The organism is Pseudoalteromonas luteoviolacea NCIMB 1942 (assembly GCF_001625595.1).
Lineage (GTDB): Bacteria > Pseudomonadota > Gammaproteobacteria > Enterobacterales > Alteromonadaceae > Pseudoalteromonas > Pseudoalteromonas luteoviolacea_A.
In genome coordinates, this window is the sequence record NZ_AUXT01000167.1 from 1 (window position 1) to 23,918 (window position 23,918).

General features: G+C 43.9%; 17 protein-coding genes, 1 tRNA gene and 1 pseudogene. 5 read left to right on the plus strand and 14 right to left on the minus strand.

All coding sequences use genetic code 11. From position 1 onward, the window contains the following. From N482_RS24350 to N482_RS12965, 13 genes and pseudogenes are all read right to left on the minus strand, one after another. A pseudogene (locus N482_RS24350) lies at nt 1-69 on the minus strand (elongation factor Tu); the annotation flags it as partial. Nucleotides 70-126: 57 nt separating this feature from the next. Then, nucleotides 127-2,241 carry an elongation factor G gene (gene fusA, locus N482_RS12910; RefSeq protein ID WP_063377428.1) on the minus strand — a complete coding sequence of 705 codons (2,115 nt, stop codon included), beginning with the start codon at nt 2,239-2,241 and terminating at the stop codon, nt 127-129. Nucleotides 2,242-2,268: 27 nt separating this feature from the next. Continuing rightward, complete coding sequence (gene rpsG / locus N482_RS12915) at nt 2,269-2,739, minus strand: 30S ribosomal protein S7 (protein WP_039611450.1); 471 nt, start codon at nt 2,737-2,739, stop codon at nt 2,269-2,271. Between the two features lie 101 nt (nt 2,740-2,840). After that, nucleotides 2,841-3,215 (minus strand): 30S ribosomal protein S12, encoded by a 375-nt coding sequence (gene rpsL, locus N482_RS12920; RefSeq protein WP_010387308.1) that lies wholly within the window; start codon nt 3,213-3,215, stop codon nt 2,841-2,843. A 447-nt stretch (nt 3,216-3,662) separates the two neighbouring features. Next, nucleotides 3,663-7,844 carry a DNA-directed RNA polymerase subunit beta' gene (gene rpoC / locus N482_RS12925; protein WP_063377429.1) on the minus strand — a complete coding sequence of 1,394 codons (4,182 nt, stop codon included), beginning with the start codon at nt 7,842-7,844 and terminating at the stop codon, nt 3,663-3,665. Between the two features lie 104 nt (nt 7,845-7,948). Further along, nucleotides 7,949-11,974, minus strand: a complete 4,026-nt coding sequence (gene rpoB, locus N482_RS12930) for a DNA-directed RNA polymerase subunit beta (RefSeq protein WP_063377430.1) — start codon at nt 11,972-11,974, stop codon at nt 7,949-7,951. 262 nt (nt 11,975-12,236) lie between these two features. After that, complete coding sequence (gene rplL, locus N482_RS12935; RefSeq protein ID WP_063377431.1) at nt 12,237-12,599, minus strand: 50S ribosomal protein L7/L12; 363 nt, start codon at nt 12,597-12,599, stop codon at nt 12,237-12,239. A 72-nt stretch (nt 12,600-12,671) separates the two neighbouring features. After that, nucleotides 12,672-13,166 carry a 50S ribosomal protein L10 gene (gene rplJ, locus N482_RS12940; RefSeq protein ID WP_023400586.1) on the minus strand — a complete coding sequence of 165 codons (495 nt, stop codon included), beginning with the start codon at nt 13,164-13,166 and terminating at the stop codon, nt 12,672-12,674. Nucleotides 13,167-13,501: 335 nt separating this feature from the next. Continuing rightward, a complete protein-coding gene (rplA, locus tag N482_RS12945) occupies nt 13,502-14,206 on the minus strand; it encodes a 50S ribosomal protein L1 (RefSeq protein ID WP_023400587.1) in 705 nt (234 codons plus the stop codon). A gap of 6 nt (nt 14,207-14,212) precedes the next feature. Beyond that, nucleotides 14,213-14,641: a 50S ribosomal protein L11 gene (gene rplK, locus N482_RS12950; RefSeq protein WP_010387320.1), complete on the minus strand. Its 429-nt coding sequence runs from the start codon at nt 14,639-14,641 to the stop codon at nt 14,213-14,215. Between the two features lie 186 nt (nt 14,642-14,827). Continuing rightward, nucleotides 14,828-15,385 carry a transcription termination/antitermination protein NusG gene (nusG, locus tag N482_RS12955; protein ID WP_063377432.1) on the minus strand — a complete coding sequence of 186 codons (558 nt, stop codon included), beginning with the start codon at nt 15,383-15,385 and terminating at the stop codon, nt 14,828-14,830. A 4-nt stretch (nt 15,386-15,389) separates the two neighbouring features. Continuing rightward, complete coding sequence (secE, locus tag N482_RS12960) at nt 15,390-15,767, minus strand: preprotein translocase subunit SecE (protein ID WP_023400589.1); 378 nt, start codon at nt 15,765-15,767, stop codon at nt 15,390-15,392. A gap of 125 nt (nt 15,768-15,892) precedes the next feature. Further along, a tRNA-Trp gene (locus N482_RS12965) sits at nt 15,893-15,969 on the minus strand. Nucleotides 15,970-16,386: 417 nt separating this feature from the next. On the opposite strand from N482_RS12965, the gene N482_RS12970 reads away from it, so the two are divergent. Further along, complete coding sequence (locus N482_RS12970) at nt 16,387-17,178, plus strand: hypothetical protein (RefSeq protein ID WP_063377433.1); 792 nt, start codon at nt 16,387-16,389, stop codon at nt 17,176-17,178. 43 nt (nt 17,179-17,221) lie between these two features. Here the strand turns inward: N482_RS12970 and deoC are convergent, their stop codons facing one another. Then, nucleotides 17,222-17,968 carry a deoxyribose-phosphate aldolase gene (gene deoC / locus N482_RS12975; RefSeq protein WP_063377452.1) on the minus strand — a complete coding sequence of 249 codons (747 nt, stop codon included), beginning with the start codon at nt 17,966-17,968 and terminating at the stop codon, nt 17,222-17,224. Between the two features lie 416 nt (nt 17,969-18,384). Between deoC and cysG the strand changes: the two genes are divergently transcribed. The 4 genes from cysG to N482_RS12995 all read left to right on the plus strand — a co-directional run bounded on the left by cysG (nt 18,385) and on the right by N482_RS12995 (nt 23,915). After that, nucleotides 18,385-19,806 (plus strand): siroheme synthase CysG, encoded by a 1,422-nt coding sequence (gene cysG / locus N482_RS12980; protein WP_063377434.1) that lies wholly within the window; start codon nt 18,385-18,387, stop codon nt 19,804-19,806. 35 nt (nt 19,807-19,841) lie between these two features. Then, nucleotides 19,842-20,741 (plus strand): sulfate adenylyltransferase subunit CysD, encoded by a 900-nt coding sequence (gene cysD / locus N482_RS12985; protein ID WP_063377435.1) that lies wholly within the window; start codon nt 19,842-19,844, stop codon nt 20,739-20,741. Continuing rightward, nucleotides 20,741-22,156: a sulfate adenylyltransferase subunit CysN gene (gene cysN / locus N482_RS12990; RefSeq protein ID WP_063377436.1), complete on the plus strand. Its 1,416-nt coding sequence runs from the start codon at nt 20,741-20,743 to the stop codon at nt 22,154-22,156. Before cysD ends, cysN begins: the two co-directional genes overlap by 1 nt. A gap of 64 nt (nt 22,157-22,220) precedes the next feature. Next, the gene (locus tag N482_RS12995; RefSeq protein WP_063377453.1) at nt 22,221-23,915 is read left to right on the plus strand and encodes an SLC13 family permease; all 1,695 of its coding nucleotides are present in this window, start codon (nt 22,221-22,223) and stop codon (nt 23,913-23,915) included. The last annotated feature ends 3 nt before the right edge of the window (nt 23,916-23,918 follow it).

A 23,918-nucleotide genomic window follows, 5' to 3' on the forward strand; every position in this document is an offset into this window, starting at 1 on the left:
GTGGTCAACGTGGCCAATTGTGCCTACGTTTACGTGCGGTTTCGAACGTTCAAACTTTTCTTTTGCCATTTTAAAATTTCCTATAAAGAAATTAAAGTCCAGTCCTAAGACCGGACCGAACTAAAATTACTTAACAGCGCGAGCTGCAATTATTGCGTCGGCAACGTTTTTCGCCGCTTCTGCGTACTTGGAGAATTCCATTGAGTACGAAGCACGACCTTGCGTTGCAGAACGTAAATCGGTTGCATAACCAAACATTTCAGACAGCGGTACTTGTGCATTTACAAGTTTAAGACCACCAAAAGCGTCTTCCATACCTTCGATCATGCCGCGACGACGGTTTAAGTCGCCCACTACGTCACCCATGTTTTCTTCAGGGGTTGTGACTTCAACTTTCATAACAGGTTCTAAAAGCACTGGTTGCGCTTCTAAAGCACCGTTTCTGAAGCCTATTGAACCGGCGATCTTAAAGGCCATTTCATTTGAGTCAACATCGTGGAAAGAACCGTCGAATAACGTTGCTTTCACACCTAACAGAGGATAGCCCGCAAGCACACCTTGTTTCATTTGCTCTTGAATACCTTTATCAACCGCTGGGATATATTCCTTGGGAACTGTACCGCCTACAATTTCATTAACGAATTCGTAAGTTGGTGCATCTTCGTCAGAAAATTCCATTGGTTCCAATTTCAGCCATACGTGACCATATTGACCACGACCACCTGATTGACGTACAAACTTACCTTCAGCTTCTACAGAGCCACGGATCGTTTCTCTGTATGCCACCTGCGGCTTACCAACGTTACATACAACGTTGAATTCACGTTTCATACGGTCAACAATGATATCTAGGTGAAGTTCACCCATACCAGAGATGATCGTTTGACCTGACTCTTCGTCAGTTTCAACACGGAAAGACGGATCTTCTGCAGCCAGTTTACCCAGTGCAATACCCATTTTTTCCTGATCAGCGACTGTTTTCGGCTCTACCGCTACTGAGATCACAGGCTCTGGAAATTCCATACGCTCTAATGTGATCACTGAATCTTGAGAACAAAGCGTGTCACCAGTGGTGACGTCTTTAAGTCCAATCGCAGCAGCAATATCACCAGCGCGAACTTCTTTAATTTCTTCGCGCGAGTTCGAGTGCATCTGAACAATACGACCAAAACGCTCTTTTTTACCCTTTACAGGATTATAAACAGAGTCACCTTGACCAACTGTACCAGAATAAACTCTGAAGAAAGTCAATGTACCAACAAATGGGTCTGTCGCAATCTTAAACGCCAACGCCGAAAACGGCGCGTCGTCACTGGCTGGACGAGTAGCTTCAGATTCATCCTCAAGGATACCCTGAATCTCTTTAACCTCTGTTGGTGATGGCATGAATTCAATAACCGCATCAAGCACAGCTTGAACACCTTTGTTTTTGAATGCACTACCACATGACATTGGCACAATTTCGTTGTCCAATGTTAGTTGACGAATCGCAGACTTAATCTCTTCTTCGCTCAACTCACCTTCTTCTAAATATTTGTCCATTAGTTCTTCAGTTGCTTCAGCTGCACTTTCCACTAAGTGAGAGTGCCACTCTTCAGCTAAGTCCTGAAGTTCTGCCGGAATCTCTTCATACGTAAAAGTCATACCCTGGTCACTTTCGTTCCAGTTAATGGCTTTCATTTTGATGAGATCAATAACACCTTTAAATTCATCTTCAGCACCGATTGGTAACTGAATAGGCACAGGTGTCGCACCAAGGCGGTCTTTCACCTGATCCACAACTGCCAAGAAATCTGCACCTGTACGGTCCATCTTGTTAACGAAGATCATACGAGGAACTTCGTATTTATTGGCTTGACGCCAAACAGTTTCTGTTTGTGGTTGTACGCCTGATGAAGCACAAAGAACAACAACTGCACCATCGAGTACACGCAAAGAGCGTTCTACTTCGATAGTAAAGTCTACGTGTCCTGGAGTATCAATAATATTGATGCGATGCTCAGGGAACTGAGCATCCATACCTTTCCAGAAACACGTTGTCGCAGCAGAAGTAATGGTAATACCACGCTCCTGCTCCTGCTCCATCCAGTCCATAGTTGCAGCACCATCATGTACCTCACCAATTTTGTGAGATAGACCAGTGTAGTAAAGTACACGTTCTGTCGTGGTGGTTTTACCTGCATCTACGTGAGCACAAATACCGATGTTACGATAGCGCTCAATTGGAGTAGTACGTGCCATAATATCCTCTTAAAGGTCTTGGGCAGATTACCAACGGTAATGAGCGAATGCTTTGTTCGCTTCAGCCATACGGTGAACGTCTTCACGTTTCTTAACCGCAGTGCCTTTGTTATCCGCAGCGTCAAGGATCTCTTGTGCAAGACGAAGACCCATTGATTTCTCGCCACGCTTACGTGCAGAGTCTACTAACCAACGCATACCTAATGCGTTGCGACGAACTGGACGTACTTCAACTGGTACTTGGTATGTAGAACCACCAACACGGCGAGATTTAACCTCAACCGCAGGGCGTACATTTTCAAGTGCAGCTTCAAAGATTTCAAGGTGCGACTTGCCTGATTTTTCAGCAGCCACGTCTAGCGCACCATATACGATTTTTTCAGCAGTAGATTTCTTGCCGTCTAACATTACTACGTTAACGAATTTAGCAAGAAGTTCTGATCCGAACTTCGGATCTGGAAGAATTTTACGTTGACCTATTACGCGTCTTCTAGGCATTTTATCTCTCCGATATCTTCAGGTTCGTTTCTTCAACGAATCCCCAAAACAAATTATTTAATATTAAAACTTAAGTGCTTGGCCTTACTAACGGAGAACCATTAGCCCTTAGGACGTTTTGCACCGTACTTAGAACGACCTTGTTTACGATCGTTAACACCCGCACAGTCAAGCGCACCACGTACTGTGTGGAAACGCACACCTGGTAAGTCTTTAACACGACCACCACGGATTAGGATTACACTGTGCTCTTGAAGGTTGTGGCCTTCACCGCCAATGTAAGAAGTTACTTCGAAACCGTTCGTAAGACGAACACGCGCTACTTTACGTAATGCAGAGTTTGGTTTCTTTGGTGTAGTTGTATATACACGAGTACATACACCACGCTTTTGTGGACAAGCTTTAAGAGCAGCAGAGTTGCTCTTTGTAACCTTGCTGCGACGTGGCTTACGTACTAGCTGGTTAATAGTTGCCATTAAATAGCTCCTGATTAGTTAAAATTACTACTGAAAAAATAAAATCGCCCCAATTATTCGTGCCATTTTGATAGAACGAGTAAATGGGTGGCCGAATTTTAATGAGCAAAGATTAACCTGTCAATAAAAATCCATTTCACGGCGGTATTTTTCGCTAATTTTGTTGTTTCGAGAGGATAAAGTGCCGAGTAAGGTACAAACGTAGAGGTGTATTACAAAGCCGAATCTGGACTACGTTTAATCACGATAAGAAGTCACTCATAATAAGCTCGACAAGCAACCTTAATAAAGACTATGCCACAAACAATAGACTGTTAGATGATAACATGTTTTAGACTTCACTTCTTAACTAAGACCAACTGTATTAATTGCATGAGCCTCTGATCAAAAAAGCCGTCCTAAGGACGGCTTTTTGCAATTATACTGAAATCAGTATTTAAGCGTGGCTTATTTGTTACCACCTAGTAAATCAGCATTAAGTGCATCTGTAAGCGCTTGAGACGCTTCTTCTGCACTTACTGTTTGCTCTTCAACTGGAAGCTCGCTTTCTTTACGACGGTTGATGCGGTCTTGATGATATGCAAAACCAGTACCCGCTGGGATTAGGCGACCAACGATTACGTTTTCTTTAAGACCACGCAGCTCATCACTCTTACCATTTACAGCAGCTTCTGTTAGAACACGTGTCGTCTCTTGGAACGATGCCGCAGAGATGAACGATTCAGTTGCAAGTGAAGCTTTAGTAATACCCATTAGCTGAATTTCAAATTTAGCTGGGATCTTACCTTGCTTCTCAAGTTCACGGTTTGCAATGTTAACGCGTGCCACTTCAGCTTGTTCGCCTGCAAGAAACTCAGTGTCGCCACCGTCAAGGATGATACACTTACGCAGCATCTGACGAACAATCGTTTCGATGTGCTTATCGTTAATCTTTACACCTTGTAGACGGTAAACTTCCTGAACCTCGTTCGTGATGTAGTTTGATACATCAGTCACGCCACGTAGACGCAGAATGTCATGCGGAGACTCAGGACCATCGGCGATAACTTCACCTTTAGCAACCTGTTCACCTTCGAACACGTTAAGCTGACGCCACTTAGGAATCATCTCTTCGTACGCATCACCTTGATCAGGTGTGATTACTAGACGCTTCTTACCTTTCGTCTCTTTACCGAAGCTCACTGCACCTGTGATTTCAGCAAGGATTGCAGGATCTTTTGGCTTACGCGCTTCGAATAGGTCAGCAACTCGAGGTAGACCACCGGTAATATCTCGAGTCTTCGAACCTTCTTGCGGGATACGTGCTAATACGTCACCCGGCTGAACAGTTGCGCCGTCTGTGATTTCAATCGTGGTGAATGAAGGCAGACGAATCTCTTGTAGGCCACGCTCTTCGTTTTCAATGATTAGCTTAGGCTCTTTTGCATTCACCTTAGCTAGATCTTTAACAACTACACGCGTTAGACCAGTTAACTCGTCAGTCTGTGCTTCAGTGTTTGAGTCATCGATATCGCTGAACGATACTTTTGACTGGTGCTCGATAACGATTGGGTGGCTATGCGGGTCCCACGTAGCAACAATGTCGTTACCTTTAACTTCAGCACCATCCTGTATAGAAAGAACTGCACCGTAAGGTACTTTATAACGTTCTTTCTCACGACCTTGCTCGTCGATAACTGTGATTTCTGTTGAACGTGAAGTCACAACGATCTTGCCATCAGTATTCAATACATATTTTGCATTGTGTAACTTCATGCTACCGTTGTTTTTAACTTGTACGCTGTTTTCAGCAGACGCTCTTGATGCTGCACCACCGATGTGGAATGTACGCATCGTAAGCTGTGTACCTGGCTCACCGATTGACTGAGCTGCGATTACACCGACTGCTTCACCTGGGTTGATGATGTGACCACGCGCAAGGTCACGACCGTAACAGAATGCACAAACACCAAAGTCATTTTCACATGTGATTACAGAACGTACTTTAACTTCGTCCACTGAATGCTCTTCTAATAGGTCACACAGTTTTTCGTCAAGCATTACATTACGCTCAACTAGTACTACGTCAGTACCAGGCTTACACACGTCTTCTGCAACAACACGACCTAGAACACGCTCGCGAAGCGGCTCAACAACGTCACCACCTTCGATAAGCGGCTTCATTACTAGGCCTTCTAACGTGCCACAATCTGATTCGTTGATAACCAAATCTTGCGCAACGTCTACTAGACGACGAGTTAGGTAACCCGAGTTCGCTGTCTTAAGTGCTGTATCGGCAAGACCTTTACGTGCACCGTGCGTCGAGATGAAGTACTGTAGTACGTTTAGACCTTCACGGAAGTTAGCTGTGATTGGCGTCTCGATGATTGAACCATCTGGACGTGCCATTAGACCACGCATACCCGCAAGCTGACGGATCTGAGCAGCACTACCACGTGCGCCCGAGTCGGCCATCATGAATACTGAGTTGAAAGAGTCTTGCTGCTCTTCTTCACCCTGTGCATTCACAACTGTATCTTTCGATAAGTTCGCCATCATTTCACGTGATAGGTTTTCGTTAACACGTGACCAGATATCGATAACTTTGTTGTACTTCTCACCCGCAGTTACAAGACCAGACTGGAACTGTTGGTTGATTTCAGCAACCTCAGCTTCAGCGCGCTCGATGATTTCAGTCTTCGTCGGTGGAATAACCATATCGTTAATACCGATAGATACACCTGACTTCATCGCGTAGTGGAAACCTGTATACATCACTTGGTCAGCAAACACGACTGTGTCTTTTAGACCTAGGCGACGGTAACACTCATTAAGAAGACCAGAGATCTGCTTCTTACCAAGTGCTCTGTTGATAAGTTCAAACGGTAGACCTTTTGGCATGATCAGTGAAAGGATCGCACGACCTACTGTTGTGTCAACAATGTGAGTTTTCTCCGAACGCTCGCCTGATTCTTCGTCAACAATTGTTTCTGTTAAACGAACTTTAACGCGTGCGTGAAGCTCAGCAGTACCTGTACGGTATGCTTTTTCTGCTTCTTTCGGGTCCTTAAACGCAATACCTTCACCCTTTGCATTGATGCGGTCACGCGTCATGTAGTAAAGACCTAATACAACGTCCTGTGAAGGTACGATGATAGGCTCACCACTTGCAGGCGAAAGAATGTTGTTTGTAGACATCATTAGTGCACGTGCTTCTAGCTGTGCTTCTAATGTTAACGGTACGTGTACCGCCATTTGGTCACCATCGAAGTCAGCGTTATATGCCGCACACACCAATGGGTGTAGGTGGATCGCTTTACCTTCGATAAGAACCGGTTCAAATGCTTGGATACCAAGTCTGTGAAGTGTAGGAGCACGGTTCAATAGAACTGGGTGTTCACGGATCACTTCATCAAGTACGTCCCAAACCTCTGGTACTTCACGCTCTACCATCTTCTTAGCAGCTTTGATGGTAGTCGCCATACCACGGCGCTCTAGCTTACCGTAGATGAATGGCTTGAATAGCTCTAGTGCCATTTTCTTCGGAAGACCACACTGGTGAAGTTTCAGCGTTGGACCAACTGTGATTACAGAACGGCCTGAGTAGTCAACACGCTTACCAAGAAGGTTTTGACGGAAACGACCTTGCTTACCTTTGATCATGTCTGCAAGCGATTTAAGTGGACGCTTGTTAGAACCTGTGATCGCACGACCACGACGACCGTTATCAAGTAGTGCATCTACCGCTTCTTGTAACATACGCTTTTCGTTACGTACGATGATGTCTGGTGCAGCTAGGTCAAGTAGACGCTTCAGACGGTTGTTACGGTTGATAACACGACGGTACAAGTCGTTCAGATCTGAAGTCGCGAAACGACCGCCATCTAGTGGAACTAGTGGACGTAGATCAGGTGGAAGTACTGGTAGCACGCTCATGATCATCCACTCAGGGTTGTTACCTGATTGGTGGAACGATTCCATAAGCTTAAGACGTTTAGTAATTTTCTTACGCTTAGTCTCAGAGTTAATCGTTGGTAACTCTTCACGCATTTCTGCGATTAACTGACCAAGGTCTAGTTCGCGAAGTAGATCAAGTACAGCTTCTGCCCCCATCTTCGCTTCGAATTCATCACCATGCTCTTCTAGTGCATCTAGGTACTCTTCTTCACCTAATAGCTGACCACGCTCAAGTGTTGTCATGCCAGGCTCTGTTACTACGAAAGATTCGAAGTACAGTACACGTTCGATGTCACGTAGCGTCATATCAAGCATTAAGCCGATACGAGATGGAAGTGATTTAAGGAACCAAATATGCGCAACTGGACTCGCAAGTTCAATGTGACCCATACGGTCACGACGCACTTTAGTTAGTGTAACTTCAACGCCACACTTCTCACAAATAACACCACGGTGCTTTAATCGCTTGTATTTACCACACAAACATTCGTAATCTTTTACTGGGCCGAAAATACGGGCACAGAATAAGCCGTCACGCTCAGGCTTGAAAGTACGGTAGTTGATTGTCTCAGGTTTCTTTACTTCACCGTATGACCATGAGCGAACCATGTCTGGCGAAGAAAGACCAATGCGAATTGCATCGAATTCTTCGGTCTTATTTTGTTGCTTCAGAAACTTAAGTAAGTCTTTCACCTTAGCTCTCCTGTCGGAGTTAATCTTGAGGGCAAGCAGTGCTCACCCCTTCATTCTTTACAGTTACAGTCCGGGTTGGCAGCTCCACAGAGCTGCCGGTCGGATTAACTTTCTTCCAACTCGATGTTGATACCTAGCGAGCGGATTTCTTTCAACAATACGTTGAATGACTCTGGCATACCCGGTTCCATCTTGTGGTTACCGTCTACGATGTTTTTATACATCTTCGTACGACCGTTTACGTCATCCGACTTAACTGTCAACATTTCCTGTAGTGTATAGGCAGCACCGTATGCTTCTAATGCCCATACCTCCATCTCACCGAAACGCTGTCCACCGAACTGTGCTTTACCACCCAGCGGCTGCTGAGTAACAAGGCTGTAAGAACCAGTTGAACGCGCGTGCATCTTGTCGTCTACTAAGTGGTTTAGTTTCAGCATGTACATGTAACCAACGGTTACTTGACGCTCAAACGCATCACCGGTACGACCATCATAAAGCGTAACCTGACCACTTGACGGGTAACCACCAAGCTCTAGTAGCTCTTTGATTTCGCTTTCTTTAGCACCATCGAATGCTGGCGTCGCGATTGGTAGACCACCTTTAAGGTTGTTAGCTAGACGACGAACTTCGTCATCAGAGAAGCTAGCAATGTCTACTTCTTGACGGCAGTCACCAAGCTCATACGCTTTCTTGATGAATTCACGCAGCTCATGGAGCTCCGCTTGCTCTTTCATCATGTCTTCGATGCGCTCACCGATACCACGTGCAGCCAGACCCATATGTGTTTCTAGGATCTGACCGATGTTCATACGAGACGGTACACCTAGTGGGTTAAGAACGATATCTACCGTACGACCTCTTTCATCGTAAGGCATATCTTCTACTGGTACGATTGTCGAGATAACACCTTTGTTACCGTGACGACCAGCCATCTTATCACCCGGTTGGATACGACGTTTAACAGCTAGGTAAACTTTAACAATCTTAAGAACACCTGGCGCAAGATCATCACCTTGTGTGATCTTGCGACGCTTGTTCTCAAACTTCTTGTCGTATTCAGCTTTCAGCTCGTCATACTGCGCTGCAAGTTGCTCAAGTTCTGCTTGTTGCGCTTCGTCAGCAAGGCTCTGAGTCAGTAGCTTCTCTGCACCTAGAAGTGCAATTGCTTCTTCATTTTGACCAGATTCAACAAGTAGTTTACGTGCACGAGTTAAGATACCGCCTTCAAGAATCTTGAATTCTTCGTTGAAGTCTTTTTTCGCTTCACGAAGCTGCATCTCTTCAACTTCTAGTGCACGCTTGTCTTTCTCCACGCCATCACGTGTGAATACTTGAACGTCAATAACAGTACCAGATACTGAATTTGGTACACGTAACGAGCTGTCTTTAACGTCAGATGCTTTCTCACCGAAGATAGCGCGCAGTAGCTTCTCTTCTGGTGTAAGCTGCGTTTCACCTTTAGGCGTTACTTTACCTACTAGGATGTCGCCGCCTTTAACTTCAGCACCGATGTAAACAACACCAGACTCGTCAAGTTTGCCAAGTGCTGACTCACCTACGTTAGGGATATCAGCTGTGATCTCTTCTGGACCAAGCTTAGTATCACGCGCGATACATTGAAGCTCTTGGATGTGGATCGTAGTTAGGCGATCTTCTTGTACAACTCGCTCAGAAAGTAGGATTGAATCCTCGAAGTTGTAACCATTCCAAGGCATGAACGCAACACGTAAGTTCTGACCAAGTGCCAAGTCACCAAGGTCTGTTGAAGGACCATCGGCAAGTACGTCACCGCGTACTACAGGCTCACCAACCATACAAGTTGGCTTTTGGTTGATACAAGTGTTTTGGTTCGAGCGCGTGTACTTAGTTAAGTTGTAAATGTCGATACCCGCTTCACCTGGAACGCGCTCATCTTCATTTACGTTTACAACGATACGGCTCGCATCAGCATACTTAACTACACCGCCACGCTTAGCAACGATTGTTACACCTGAGTCTTTTGCAAGTGTACGTTCGATACCTGTACCTACTAACGGCTTATCAGCACGTAATGTTGGTACTGCTTGACGTTGCATGTTCGATCCCATCAATGCACGGTTCGCATCATCGTGCTCAAGGAGTGGGATAAGTGCCGCTGCCACAGAAATAACCTGCTGTGGAGATACATCCATATACTGGATGCTGTCGCTAAGCATAAAGGTTGATTCACCCTTATGACGACATGGAATTAGCTCTTCTGCAAACTGGTTTTCTTCGGTCAAGTTTGTATTCGCCTGTGCGATTACGAACTGACCTTCTTCGATTGCAGATAGATAATCAACTTCGTCAGTCACAACACCATCAACAACTTTACGGTATGGTGTCTCTAGGAAACCATAGTCGTTAGTGCGAGCGTACGTTGACAATGAGTTGATTAGACCGATGTTTGGACCTTCAGGCGTTTCGATTGGACAAACACGACCATAGTGAGTTACGTGTACGTCACGTACTTCGAAGCCCGCACGCTCACGAGTCAAACCACCCGGACCTAATGCAGAAATACGACGCTTATGCGTTACTTCTGAAAGCGGGTTGTTTTGGTCCATGAACTGTGACAACTGAGAAGAACCGAAGAATTCTTTAACAGCTGCCGAAATCGGTTTCGCATTGATCAAATCTTGTGGCATCACATTATCTAGATCACCTAGACTTAGACGCTCACGAACAGCACGTTCAACACGTACTAGACCAACACGGAATTGGTTTTCAGCCATTTCACCAACAGAACGAATACGACGGTTACCTAAGTGGTCGATATCATCCACTTCACCTTTACCGTTACGAATGTCGATTAGTACTTTCATAACAGAAACGATGTCTTCTTTGCTCAGAATACCAGGGCCTGTGTCTGAGTTATAACCAACACGGCTATTGAACTTCATACGACCAACAGTTGATAGGTCGTAACGATCATCAGAGAAGAATAGGTTGTCGAATAAAGCTTCTGCCGCGTCTTTCGTTGGTGGCTCGCCTGGGCGCATCATGCGGTAGATTTCTACCAATGCTTCTAGGCGGTTTGAAGAAGAATCAATACGAACTGTCTCAGACATGTACGCACCGCTATCTACTTCGTTGATATACAGTGTATCAATCTTAGTGTGGCCGGCCTTCACAAGTTCTGCCATCAACTCAAGCGACAATTCAGCGTTCGCTTCAGCGATGATTTCACCTGTTGACTCATCGATGTAGTTTTTAGCTATAACACGACCAATGATGTACTCATGCGGTACTTCAAGTTGCGTGAGACCTTTTTTCTCGATGTTTTTGATATGACGAGCTGTGATACGACGGCCCTGCTCAACCAGTACTTCACCTTCTGCATCTTTTAGATCAAATGCAGCAGTCTCACCACGTAGGCGAGCTGGTACTAGTTCCATCATCACTTTACCGTTTAATACTTCAAACGCTGTCGTCTCGAAGAACAACTCAAGAATCTCTTCAGTTGTGAACTCAAGTGCACGTAAAATGATTGAAGCTGGTAGCTTACGACGACGGTCAATACGAACGAATAGGTTATCTTTAACATCGAATTCAAAGTCTAACCATGAACCACGGTAAGGGATAACACGTGCATTATAAAGCACTTTACCCGAAGAGTGTGATTTACCGCGGTCGTTATCAAAGAATACACCAGGTGAACGGTGTAGCTGAGAAACGATAACACGCTCGGTACCGTTGATAACGAAAGTACCTGTGTCTGTCATGAGCGGGATCTCGCCCATGTAAACTTCTTGCTCTTTAATGTCTTTTACTGTGCCTGGCGCTTCTTTGTCCATTAGCACAAGACGTAATTTAACGCGAAGTGGAGCAGAATAAGTCACACCGCGAATTTGACATTCTTTTACATCGAATACTGGTTCTCCGATACGGTAACTCACGTATTGAAGTTCAGAATTGCCCGAGTAGCTTTTGATTGGAAACACAGAACGGAATGCAGCTTCCAATCCAGTATCGCCATCCGCGTCTGGAGTAATGAATTTTTTGAACGATTCCAACTGCGTTTGCAAAAGGAAAGGTATATCCAAAACTTGTGGACGTTTACCAAAATCCTTACGGATACGTTTCTTTTCAGAATAAGAGTAAGCCATGGGGTTCCTCAGCTTGCTGATCTTTGACCCAACCTGTTCATGCAGAACAGCATTCATTGGCATCTAAGCCATGATAACAACATCTAAATTGTCTTCCCAAATTCAGCAGTTCCCAAAAAGATTAAACAATTGAAAAACATGAAGAATTTAGGTTTTATTGCGCAATAGTAATACTTTCGCTCTAGAGCGCAAAAGGGCCGGTGATTAAAAAATCACCAGCCCTTGCCTGATTTCTCAGGCAGCGAACCTAGCGTATGCTAGATTACTTGATCTCAACTTCAGCACCAGCTTCTTCAAGATCTTTCTTAAGTGCTTCAGCTTCTTCTTTAGAAACAGCTTCTTTGATTGGCGTAGGAGCAGACTCAACAAGAGCTTTTGCTTCTTTAAGGCCAAGACCAGTTGCACCACGTACAGCTTTGATAGCAGCAACTTTGTTACCGCCAGCGCCAGCTAGGATTACGTCGAACTCAGTCTTTTCTTCAGCAGCTTCAGCAGGGCCAGCAGCAACAACAGCAGCAGCCGCAGTTACGCCGAATTTTTCTTCCATTGCTTCAACTAGTTCAACAACTTCCATTACTGACATTTCAGCAATCGCGTCAAGGATTTGGTCTTTAGTTACAGACATTTTAAGTTTCCTAATTAATCACGAACCCATGAGGTTCAAAAAAATTTATTGATGAAAGTGTAAAAGGTGCGATTAAGCAGCTTCTTCAGCTTTCTGAACACGTACAGCTTCAATTGTTTTAACCAATTTACCAGCTGACGCTTCTTTCATAGCGCTCATTAAGCGTGCAACAGCTTCGTCGTAAGTAGGTAGCTTAGCAAGCATATCTACGTCAACAACATTGCCTTCAAATGCAGCCGCTTTCAGTTCGAACAACTCGTTTTTCTTCGCGAAATCAGCAAAAATACGAGCAGCAGCACCTGGGTGCTCTGAAGAGAAAGCGATTAGGCTTGGGCCTACTAGCGATTCGTTAAGGCACTCATAATCAGTACCTTCAACAGCGCGTTTAGCAAGCGTGTTACGGACAACTTTCATCCATACGCCAGCTTCACGAGCTTCTTTACGAAGCGCAGTGATCGCATCTACTGTTACACCACGAGAATCTGCAACTACTGCAGATAGAGCACCTTTGGCAGCTTCGTTGACTTCAGCAACAATTGCTTTTTTGTCTTGAAGATTTAAAGCCATGGGTGTTACTCCTGGTTGATAGGGAACATGTCCCTAGTTCTACTTTACTCAAAGCCAAATGACTTTGAGCTGCTTTTTACGGCGAGAACCAGAAGATTAGGAAAATCTAGCTGGGATTCACACCGTCTACGTAGGAAGATTAAGTAACAAAGCTACACCTACGGTCTTGGACGGAAACGCAATTTATCGATTTTATTGTAGTCCAAATTTGGTAAACAACAGTTCGAAATTATGCGCTTCAACCCGAATTCTTTGCTTCGTTGGAAGTTACTTCTCAACGAAATGGCGCAAAATTATAGTCTAATTTTTACACCATGTAAATGCTAAAATCTAAATTACGCTAGTTGCGTGTTTAGAGTAGCTTGGTCTACAGCAACACCCGCGCCCATAGTCGTTGAGATGCTTACTTTCTTCAAGTAAGTACCTTTCGCTTGAGAAGGCTTAGCCTTCTTAAGAGCAACGATAAGTGCTTCAAGGTTTTCTTGAAGCTGGTTAGCGTCAAAGTCAACCTTACCGATTGTAGTGTGGATGATACCGTTCTTGTCGTTACGGTAACGAACCTGACCAGCTTTTGCGTTTTTAACTGCTTCTGCAACGTTAGGCGTTACAGTACCAGTCTTAGGGTTAGGCATAAGACCACGTGGACCTAGGATTTGACCTAGTTGACCAACAACGCGCATTGCATCTGGAGAAGCAACAACAACGTCAAAGTTCATTTCGCCTTTCTTAACCTGCTCAGCAAGGTCTTCCATACCTACTAAATCAGCACCAGCTTCTTTAGCAGCGTCAGCGTTAGCACCTTGAGTAAACACAGCAACGCGTACTTCACGACCAGTACCGTGAGGTAGTACAGTTGCACCACGTACGTTTTGGTCTGATTTACGAGCGTCGATGCCAAGGTTTACAGCAACGTCAACACTTTCTGTGAATTTAGCAGTAGCTAGTTCTTTAAGAAGAGCAACAGCTTCGTTGATTTCGTACTCTTTAGTTACGTCAACTTTTTCGCGGATTACGCGCATACGCTTAGTTAATTTAGCCATTCTCAATTACCCTTCTACATTCAAGCCCATTGCACGTGCAGAACCTGCAATCGTGCGTACAGCTGCATCCATATCAGCAGCAGTAAGGTCAGGACGTTTAGTCTCAACAATCTCTTCTAGTTGTGCACGTGTTACAGTACCAACTTTCTCAGTGTTTGGACGGCCAGAACCAGACTTGATACCTGCAGCCTTCTTAAGAAGGTAAGATGCAGGTGGTGTTTTCATATCAAAAGTGAATGAACGGTCGTTGTAAACAGAAATGATTACAGGAACCGGTGCACCTTTCTCGATAGACTCTGTACGTGCGTTGAACGCTTTACAGAATTCCATGATATTCACACCGTGTTGACCTAGTGCAGGACCTACTGGAGGACTAGGATTAGCCATACCAGCAGCAACTTGTAGCTTGATTAAAGCTTCAACTTTTTTAGCCATGTTAATAAACCTCGTTAAATGGGTCTTAGCCTTGTGCGCGCGAGGACGCGTACTCAGACGGCTTCCCGATTAAAAAATTCTTTCTTTTTGCGGCAGAAATAGTCTACCTACAAAAAGGCCGCTGATTATAGTTTAATCAGCGGCCTTTTTCAATTATTTTTTGCAATAGTACAAAAACACTGCAAATTAAGTATCTTGCTCTACCTGACCGAACTCAAGGTCAACCGGCGTTGAACGACCGAAGATAAGTACAGATACTTTCAAGCGACTCTTTTCGTAATCCACTTCTTCAACAACACCGTTGAAATCTGCAAATGGACCATCGATAACACGAACCACTTCACCTGGCTCAAACAATGTCGCAGGCTTAGGCGCTTCAGCGTTCTCTTGTAGACGGTTAAGAATACGATCAGCTTCACGCTGACTAATTGGTGCAGGACGATCAGATGTACCGCCAACAAAGCCCATTACACGTGGTATGCTATTCACCAAGTGCCAAGTTGCGTCGTTCATCACCATTTGAACAAGGACGTAACCTGGGAAGAATTTACGCTCAGACTTGCGCTTTTGACCAGCACGCATCTCTACAACTTCTTCTGTAGGTACTAGTACTTCACCGAAGTCTTCTTCTAAGCCTTCAATTTTTATGTGCTCAATAATAGTTTGAGCAACGCGCTTTTCAAAACCAGAAAACGCCTGAATTACGTACCAACGCAATTTCTTTTCTTTGTTCTCATCCGACATGGGATCAGATCTCCAATCCAGTTAAAAAGCCAACAGCACGGAATAGCAAGCCATCTAATCCCCAAAGGATAAGTGCCATTACTACAGTTGCTGCCATCACGATAATTGTAGTATGCGTTGCTTCTTGACGCGTAGGCCAAACAACTTTACGAACCTCAATACGAGACTCTTTTGCAAATGCAATAAAGGTACGACCTTTTTCAGTTGTTGCAGCGATACCTAGTGCGGCACCTACAGCAACGACAACACCTACAGCGCGTACCAATGCAGACATATCTGCATACATGTAGTTACCAACTACTGCCCCAGTGAGTAGGACAACTGCAACTAGCCATTTTACCGTGTCCATCGAGCTAGACGGGTTTTCAACATTAGTGCTCATAATTGTTTTACCTTAAATACAGACACAACAACCCTGTCACTGACAGGGTTAATCCATTAAATCCAAATTTATAAATAAGCGACAAGAAAACACATTATTTTAGATTTGGACTAAAAAGCATTGAGTGGCAGGGGCGGCAGGACTCGAACCCGCAACCATCGGTTTTGGAGACCGCTGTTCTACCAATTGGAACTACGCCCCTGCAAAGTGGATGCCCATTATACTGACGAACAAACTGAAAACAAGTGTAAAAGTTATACATCGCATTATTTTCCTTGCTTTTGTTCTCTCAACAGAAATAGACACCCTCTTTCACGCTTATTAACACGAGCATTTTCAGCTAAAAATTTGTTCAATAACAATCATTTATTATTGCATCACCGTCTAAAAAAGATACACTTAACTCAAACTGTGAGTGTCCTAATACTTGCATTCAAGCACCTGTATATAAATAACTAGCGCTTTAGGCATTTCACTTAAAAATGACTTTATTGCTATCTCAATGCTGAGCATATATGTTGGGCTAAGGTATGAAACTTCAAGTCGTTCTAGAAAAATTTAGGCGATCTTTGTCAATTGCTAATTTGCAGGATAAATAATAGCAATCAAAGGAAATTGAATGATTCAAAAATATACATTGGCACTCACTGCCATTTTAATTGTTGGTTGCGAAAGTAAAGACTCGGACAAGGTCGACGATCTGTCGACAACCTCACTCTCGGACCGAAGTTTCATTCTCTCTCAATATCTAAGTAATCAACATCAGCCACATGCTCAAGCATCCCTTGAAGGCACAGTAACACTTAAAGATGAAGAGGGGACGCGGGTAAAGCTGACAGGCACCGATAGCTTAAAGCTTGTTACAACACAAGGCGACACTTACGCCTTCTCCAATAAGTCCTTAACAAACCTAGGCGCGACACCAAAGCACTGTTGTATGTTGTCTGCGGAATTATTAGATGCGCTGCAAACACCCAGTAGCTTTGAAATCGAATTATCCAGAAATAACTCAACTACGTCATTTGGAACGGTGACCCTACCTCAATTCATTGAATTTATTTATCCAAGTAGCGAACAGGATCTTGCAGCGATTACGTTAGACTCAGATGAATTAACACTGAGTTGGCAACCAGAGACAGATAGTGACTTACAATATCTTGAACTATCTATTGAGGCGCCTGAACAAAACACATCCTGCAAAGCGAAAATGCGTCAGCGTTGGTTCAAGTCATCAATGAGTGGGGGTAAACAATTACCTGATGACAAACTCTACTCAGAGCTTAATCATCAGCTTAATATCGATCTATCACAGCTATCAGAATGTGAAAAGCCTTGGCGAATATACCTCTCTTTCGATTACTTTAACGGTCAGGTAGGACAGCAAATTGTTGAGTTTTCAAGCCCACCCTAGAACCTTAGAAAGGGAGAAGACCTCACTACTCCTTCGCTATTTATTAAGAGTCACTTGCTAAAACACTTTTGATGTCGGTAAGTAAGCTCGACGCACCAAATCGAAAGCGTTCTGCGTTTACCCACGATTGACCCATTATTCGCTCAGCAGCATCTAAATAAGGTAAGGTTTCAGCAACCGTCTTGACACCACCGGCCGCTTTGAATCCAACGGGTTTATTATTGGCTTTGATACGTGAAAGCATAACCTCTGCAGCTTGTAATGTGGCATTAACCGATACCTTACCTGTGCTTGTTTTTATAAAGTCGGCACCGGCTAAAATTGCAATGTCACTCGCTTGTGCGATCACTTCTGGTTCACTCAGTATTCCGCTCTCAATGATCACCTTAAGTTGTACTTTTTCACCACATACATCTTTGCTTGAACGCACATATTGCCAAGGCGTGTCAGGGTCACCCATTATCACTTGATTATATGGCATCACGAGATCAATCTCATCTGCACCATCTCTAATAGCTTGGCGCGTTTGATCTAGCACCGCCTCTAAAGGCTCTTTGCCTGATGGAAAGTTCGTTACGGTCGCTATCTTTATACTGTTAAAACTGCGTTCTGCCAGTTGCGCTTTACATAGCGCAACAAACTGCGGATACACACAGATAGCCGCAGGCAACCCTATTTCAGCGTCGATTTTGTCCAACATCGCAATAATGCTCTCGTTAGTATCATGCGCATTCAACGATGTTAAATCCATTAATTCAAGCGCACGCTTTGCTTTATTGTGCAAATTCACTCGAGTTGAACTCATTACATCTCCTTAACGCTATATTCAGTCTTTGCTAGACTGCATCATATAGTGCTCTCAATTTTCCTGTTATATACCATTGCCAGTAAAATGGATTCAACGCCCACCCTACAGGACATTTGTCCGCATATTGAACTCTTTCGACACTTAACCATCAAGTATGCTTCTAAACCGCTTTCAATTATATCTCATAACCAATCGCTATAAGTTGCTAATATCGATACATTTTGCTTTCTATCCCTTGAATTATAAGCCTTAAACCAAAATAGAAGTTGGTATATAACTTTTTGTTATATATTTTGGGTTAATATTATTTTTTAGTCTTTCCGGGTCAATATATTCTGCCTATCAGCTAAGCCAGATATGTTGGCTTAAACCAAGGTTATGCATAAGGGGCAAAGGTTGTGCAATATTTACCTATATTTACAAAACTAGACGACAGACCAGTGCTTATTGTTGGCGGTGGTGATGTAGCATTGCGCAAATGCCAAGCGTTTTTAAAAGCTCGCGCACAGGTTGCAGTTGTTGCGCCCAGCTTTTGTGATGAATTATTGGCACTATCACAGCAAAATAAAGTCTCATTGATTGAAGAGTACTTCGAAGCGCACCATGTGCTTGGCATGATGCTCATCATAGCTGCAACAGACAGTGAAGCCGTAAATAAAGCGGTATGTGATGCCGCTAATACCCATAATATTTTTGTAAATGTTGTCGATGACCAGCCCAAATGTGGATTTATCTTTCCTTCGATTGTTGATAGAGATCCAATTACAATTGCAATTTCAAGTGCAGGGACCGCCCCAGTTTTAGCACGTCGGCTCCGCGAAAAGCTTGAAGCTATCATACCGCATCATACTGGTGCGTTGGCTCGCTTAGCAGGAAATTTCAGAGAGCAAGTAAAAGCGCGCTTTAAAACTTTCGCTGACCGCCGTCAATTTTGGGAACGCGTGTTCGATTCTAGCGTTGTTCGCAAAGTACAAGTTGGTGATACACAAGGCGCAGAGCAGCAACTTCATGATTTACTCACGAACACGCCTCAACCAGAAGGGGAAGTATACATTGTTGGTGCAGGGCCTGGTGACCCTGAGCTTTTGACAATCAAGGCCTTGCAGTTAATGCAACAAGCTGATGTCGTCGTTTATGACTACTTAGTTTCGGACGAAATTATGGAGTTAGTAAGACGCGATGCAGACCTTGTTTGTGTGGGTAAAAGAGCAGGAAATCATAGTGTAAAACAAGAAGATACAAATGAAATGTTGCTCAATTTTGCTAAACAAGGTAAAAAAGTATGTCGTATCAAAGGAGGCGACCCCTTTATTTATGGAAGAGGTGGCGAAGAAATCCAAGTTCTTGCTAAACATGGGGTTAAGTACCAAATAGTTCCTGGGATCACCGCAGCTGCAGGCTGTAGCGCCTATGCAGGCATACCGCTTACGCACAGAGATCACGCACAAGCGATCCAATTTGTTACTGGCCACTGTAAAAAAGAAGGCCAAGAGCTGGATTGGCGTGGTTTAGCGCACACAAACCAAACACTTGCGATTTACATGGGCGTTATCAAATCGCCACATATTCAAGCCAAGCTGCTTGAGCATGGTAGATCCCCAGAAACTCCGATAGCGATAGTTGAAAATGGCACTCGAAAATCCCAACGAGTGGTAAGAGGCACACTCAGTGAACTCGCAACAAAGATTGAGCAGCATCAAATTCAATCTCCAGCCTTATTGATCATAGGGGAAGTTGCGGCACTGCATGAACAATTAGCGTGGTTTGGGCAAAGCGAACAAGTAAATAGCTTTGCACAACCAATAACAAAAGTAGCTTAACAGTTTTAATTTAATTAACAGTAGGACGACGAACAATGGCTTTAACCCACCTTCAGCAACTTGAAGCTGAAAGTATAAAGATTATTCGCGAAGTCGCTGCAGAGTTTGACAACCCAGTGATGCTTTACTCAATTGGTAAAGACTCTTCAGTGTTACTTCACTTGGCGCGTAAGGCATTTTACCCAGCGAAGATTCCTTTCCCTCTACTACACGTAGACACAGATTGGAAATTCCGCGAGATGATTGAATTTCGCGACCGCCTTGCGAAAGAATATAACTTTGACCTGATTGTGCATAAGAATCCTGAAGGTATAGCCATGGGCGTAGGTCCGTTTACACACGGTTCAGCCAAGCACACTGATGTCATGAAAACACAAGGCTTGAAGCAAGCATTAGACAAATATGGTTTTGATGCTGCATTTGGTGGTGCACGTCGTGACGAAGAAAAGTCTCGTGCAAAAGAGCGCGTGTACTCTTTCCGCGACAAACACCACCGCTGGGATCCGAAAAACCAACGTCCAGAATTATGGAACACTTATAATAGCCAGGTAAACCCTGGTGAAAGTATTCGTGTATTCCCGCTATCTAACTGGACCGAACTAGATATCTGGCAATATATCTATCAAGAAAATATTGAAATTGTGCCACTTTACCTTTCTGAAAAACGTCCAGTCGTTGAGCGTGATGGCACGTTGATCATGGTGGATGACGAGCGTATGCCGCTTAAAGAAGGTGAAGTACCAGAAATAAAATCAGTCCGTTTTCGTACTTTGGGATGTTACCCACTCACAGGTGCCGTTGAATCAGAAGCAAATACGCTGACAGGTATCATTGAAGAAATGTTGCTATCCACCTCATCAGAGCGTGAGGGCCGTGTAATTGACCATGATTCAGCAGGGTCAATGGAGAAGAAAAAACGTGAGGGGTATTTCTAATGTCTACAGCAAATGAAGTAAGAGAGTTAGGGATTGAAGCATACCTTTCTCGCCAACAAGGTAAAAGCCTATTGCGCATGATGACTTGTGGTAGTGTTGATGACGGTAAATCAACATTGATTGGTCGTCTACTGCATGACAGTCACCAAATCTATGAAGATCAATTGGCTGCATTGCACAAAGACAATGAGAAAGTAGGTAATGCAGGTGAAGAGCTAGACCTTGCGCTACTGGTTGATGGCTTACAAGCTGAGCGTGAACAAGGTATTACCATTGACGTTGCTTATCGCTATTTCTCCACAGCAAAGCGTAAGTTTATTATCGCTGATACACCTGGACATGAGCAATATACGCGTAACATGGTGACAGGCGCCTCAACGAGTGATCTGGCTATTATCCTAGTTGATGCCCGTTACGGTGTGCAGATTCAGACTAAGCGTCACAGCTTTATCTGTGATTCTCTCGGTATCCAACAATTTGTTGTAGCAATCAATAAAATGGATATTGTCGACTTTGATGAAGCTGTATTCGAAAAGATCAAAGCTGACTATTTGAAGTTTGCTGAGCAACTAAATGTATCAGACATCAAGTTTGTACCTATGTCTGCATTGAAAGGCGATAACGTTGTTACCCGCTCTGAGCATACTCCATACTACACTGACAAGCCGCTATTAGAGCTATTAGAAGACTCTCCAGCTGCTGAAGCAAACCACAGCTTTGAAGCTCGCTTCCCTGTTCAGTATGTCGTACGCCCTAATCTTGATTTCAGAGGTTTCCAAGGTACTTTGACTTCTGGCTCTCTATCAGCGGGTCAAGCGGTTAAAGTGTTGCCTTCTGGTAAGCAATCCACTATCAAAGAGTTAGTAACTTTTGATGGTAATCTAGAACAGGCACAAACAGGTCAAGCGTTTACGATTACACTGGCTGATGAAATAGATGTGAGCCGTGGTGATGTAATTGTCCCTGCACAATCTACAGCGGCTGTTACGAACTTGATCCAAGCGAAACTGGTTTGGATGCATGAAGAGCCACTTGTGCTGGGTAAAAACTACAACTTTAAGTTAGGTAGTAAAAATACCTCAGCCATTGTGCGCAAAATTGATCACACAATTGACGTGAACACCCTTGAGAAAGGTCAAGCTGAGCAACTTCAACTGAATGAAATCGCGATTGTGACGCTTGAACTGACTGAAAGCATTGTGGCAGATATCTATCTTAACAATCACGAAACAGGTTCTTTCATTCTTATTGATCGCATCAGTAACTTAACTATCGGTGCGGGCATGATTGAAGCCCTGTTAGCAGAAGAGTCTGTAAAACCAAGCGAGTTCAGTGCATTTGAACTTGAATTTAATGCCCTAGTACGTAAGCACTTCCCACATTGGCAAGCGCTTGATATTAGCAAGTTAAAATAATCGCTTCTATGCCTGTTATAAGGAGAAAAACGTGCTAGTTGATCAGATCATCTTAACAGGCATTATGCTCGCTTTAGTCGTGTGCTTATTTGGTACACGACTTAACCCAGCTTGGTTATTTGTCAGCGCAATTGGCGTCAGCTATTTAACTGGTTTGATCGAGCTGGAATCTATGTTGGTAAATTATGCCAACCCCTCATTAATTACTTTGGTACTTTTGATCATCGTATCTATTGCCATAGAAAAAACGACCTTAGTGCAAAAATTAGCTAGCACATTAGCCAGTGGTAGCTTATCTAAATCGGTTATGAAGCTGGGATTGTCCACAGCCTTATTATCCTCTTTTACAAACAATACGGCCGTTGTCGCCTCGTTGATAAGTACGATTAAAGAAAGCCAAACGCATTCACCTTCTAAACTGTTATTGCCTCTTTCTTACACAGCCATATTGGGCGGTACGTTAACGCTGATAGGCACTTCAACTAATTTGATAGTCAATGGTTTTGCCGTTGATGCTGGCATGGCACCGCTGGGCTTTTTTGACTTTACTCTAGTCGGTATTGGGGCGCTATTTGTTGGCTTATTGACGATTCTATTGCTACTAAAGTTTCTGCCTGATCATGGTACTGAAAGCGAAGAAGTCATACCTTTTTACTTAGAAGGAAAAGTCGCAATAGGTTCAAAACTTATTGGGCGCACAGTAGAAGAAAACGGCCTGCGAGATTTAAAAGACCTTTTTCTAGCCGAAATAATGCGTGGTGAGAGACGTATCAGTGCTGTGACACCACAACAGGAAATTCGCCAAGGTGATGTATTGCTTTTTGTCGGCGACATTAAATCAGTGCCTTTGTTAAGACAATTCGATGGTCTGCAAGTGGTGCATGACAAACATGAAAAAGATGCCGAACACTTGGTAGAAGTCGTCGTAAGTCAATCCTCGAAATTCCTAGGTAAGACCATTAAGGAAATTCGCTTTAGAGAACAATTTCATGCTGCGGTGATTGCTATTCGCCGCGGCCACGATCGCCTCCAAGGCGGCTTGGGTAAAGTACAGTTGCAGGCTGGCGACTCACTTATTCTTGCACCAAGCAGAGAATTTTACGAACTACCAGATTTAAAACGCGAATTTGTTTATATTTCTGGATTAGATTTACAGACTCATTTAAACCAAAAACAATCAAGTCAGGTTCTTGTCGGCTTTGCTGCCGTCATCGGGTTGGGCATATTTGATATCGTCCCTCTGGTTAAGGGACTACTGGTTTTGCTCTTAGCCCTAGTTGCTTTGGGTACCATTAAAGTCAGTGAAATGAAACGTCGCTTTCCAATTGAGTTATTAGCCATTGTCGGTAGCGCTATCGGCCTAGCGAAACTGATGATTGATACTGGACTTGCTAGCAAAATATCAGACGCGCTCTTTTTATTACTGGGTGATTTTGGTCCCTATGGCGCTTTTATTGCCATATTTGTAATGACGGTGGTTTTTACAGAGCTCATTACCAATAACGCTGCTGCCGCACTGTCTTTTCCAGTCGCCTATGCGCTAGCTGTGGGCTTTGGCGTCGACCCATTACCGTTTATCATGGCTGTGGCATTTGGTGCTTCGGCTAGCTTTATTTCTCCCTTTGGTTATCAGACAAACTTGATGGTGTATAGTGCTGGAAATTATCGTATCAGAGATTACGTTACGGTTGGGGTTCCGCTCTCAATAATCTACTCCATCACTGTTTTAACCTTGATCCCAATGGTCTTTCCCTTTTAATGG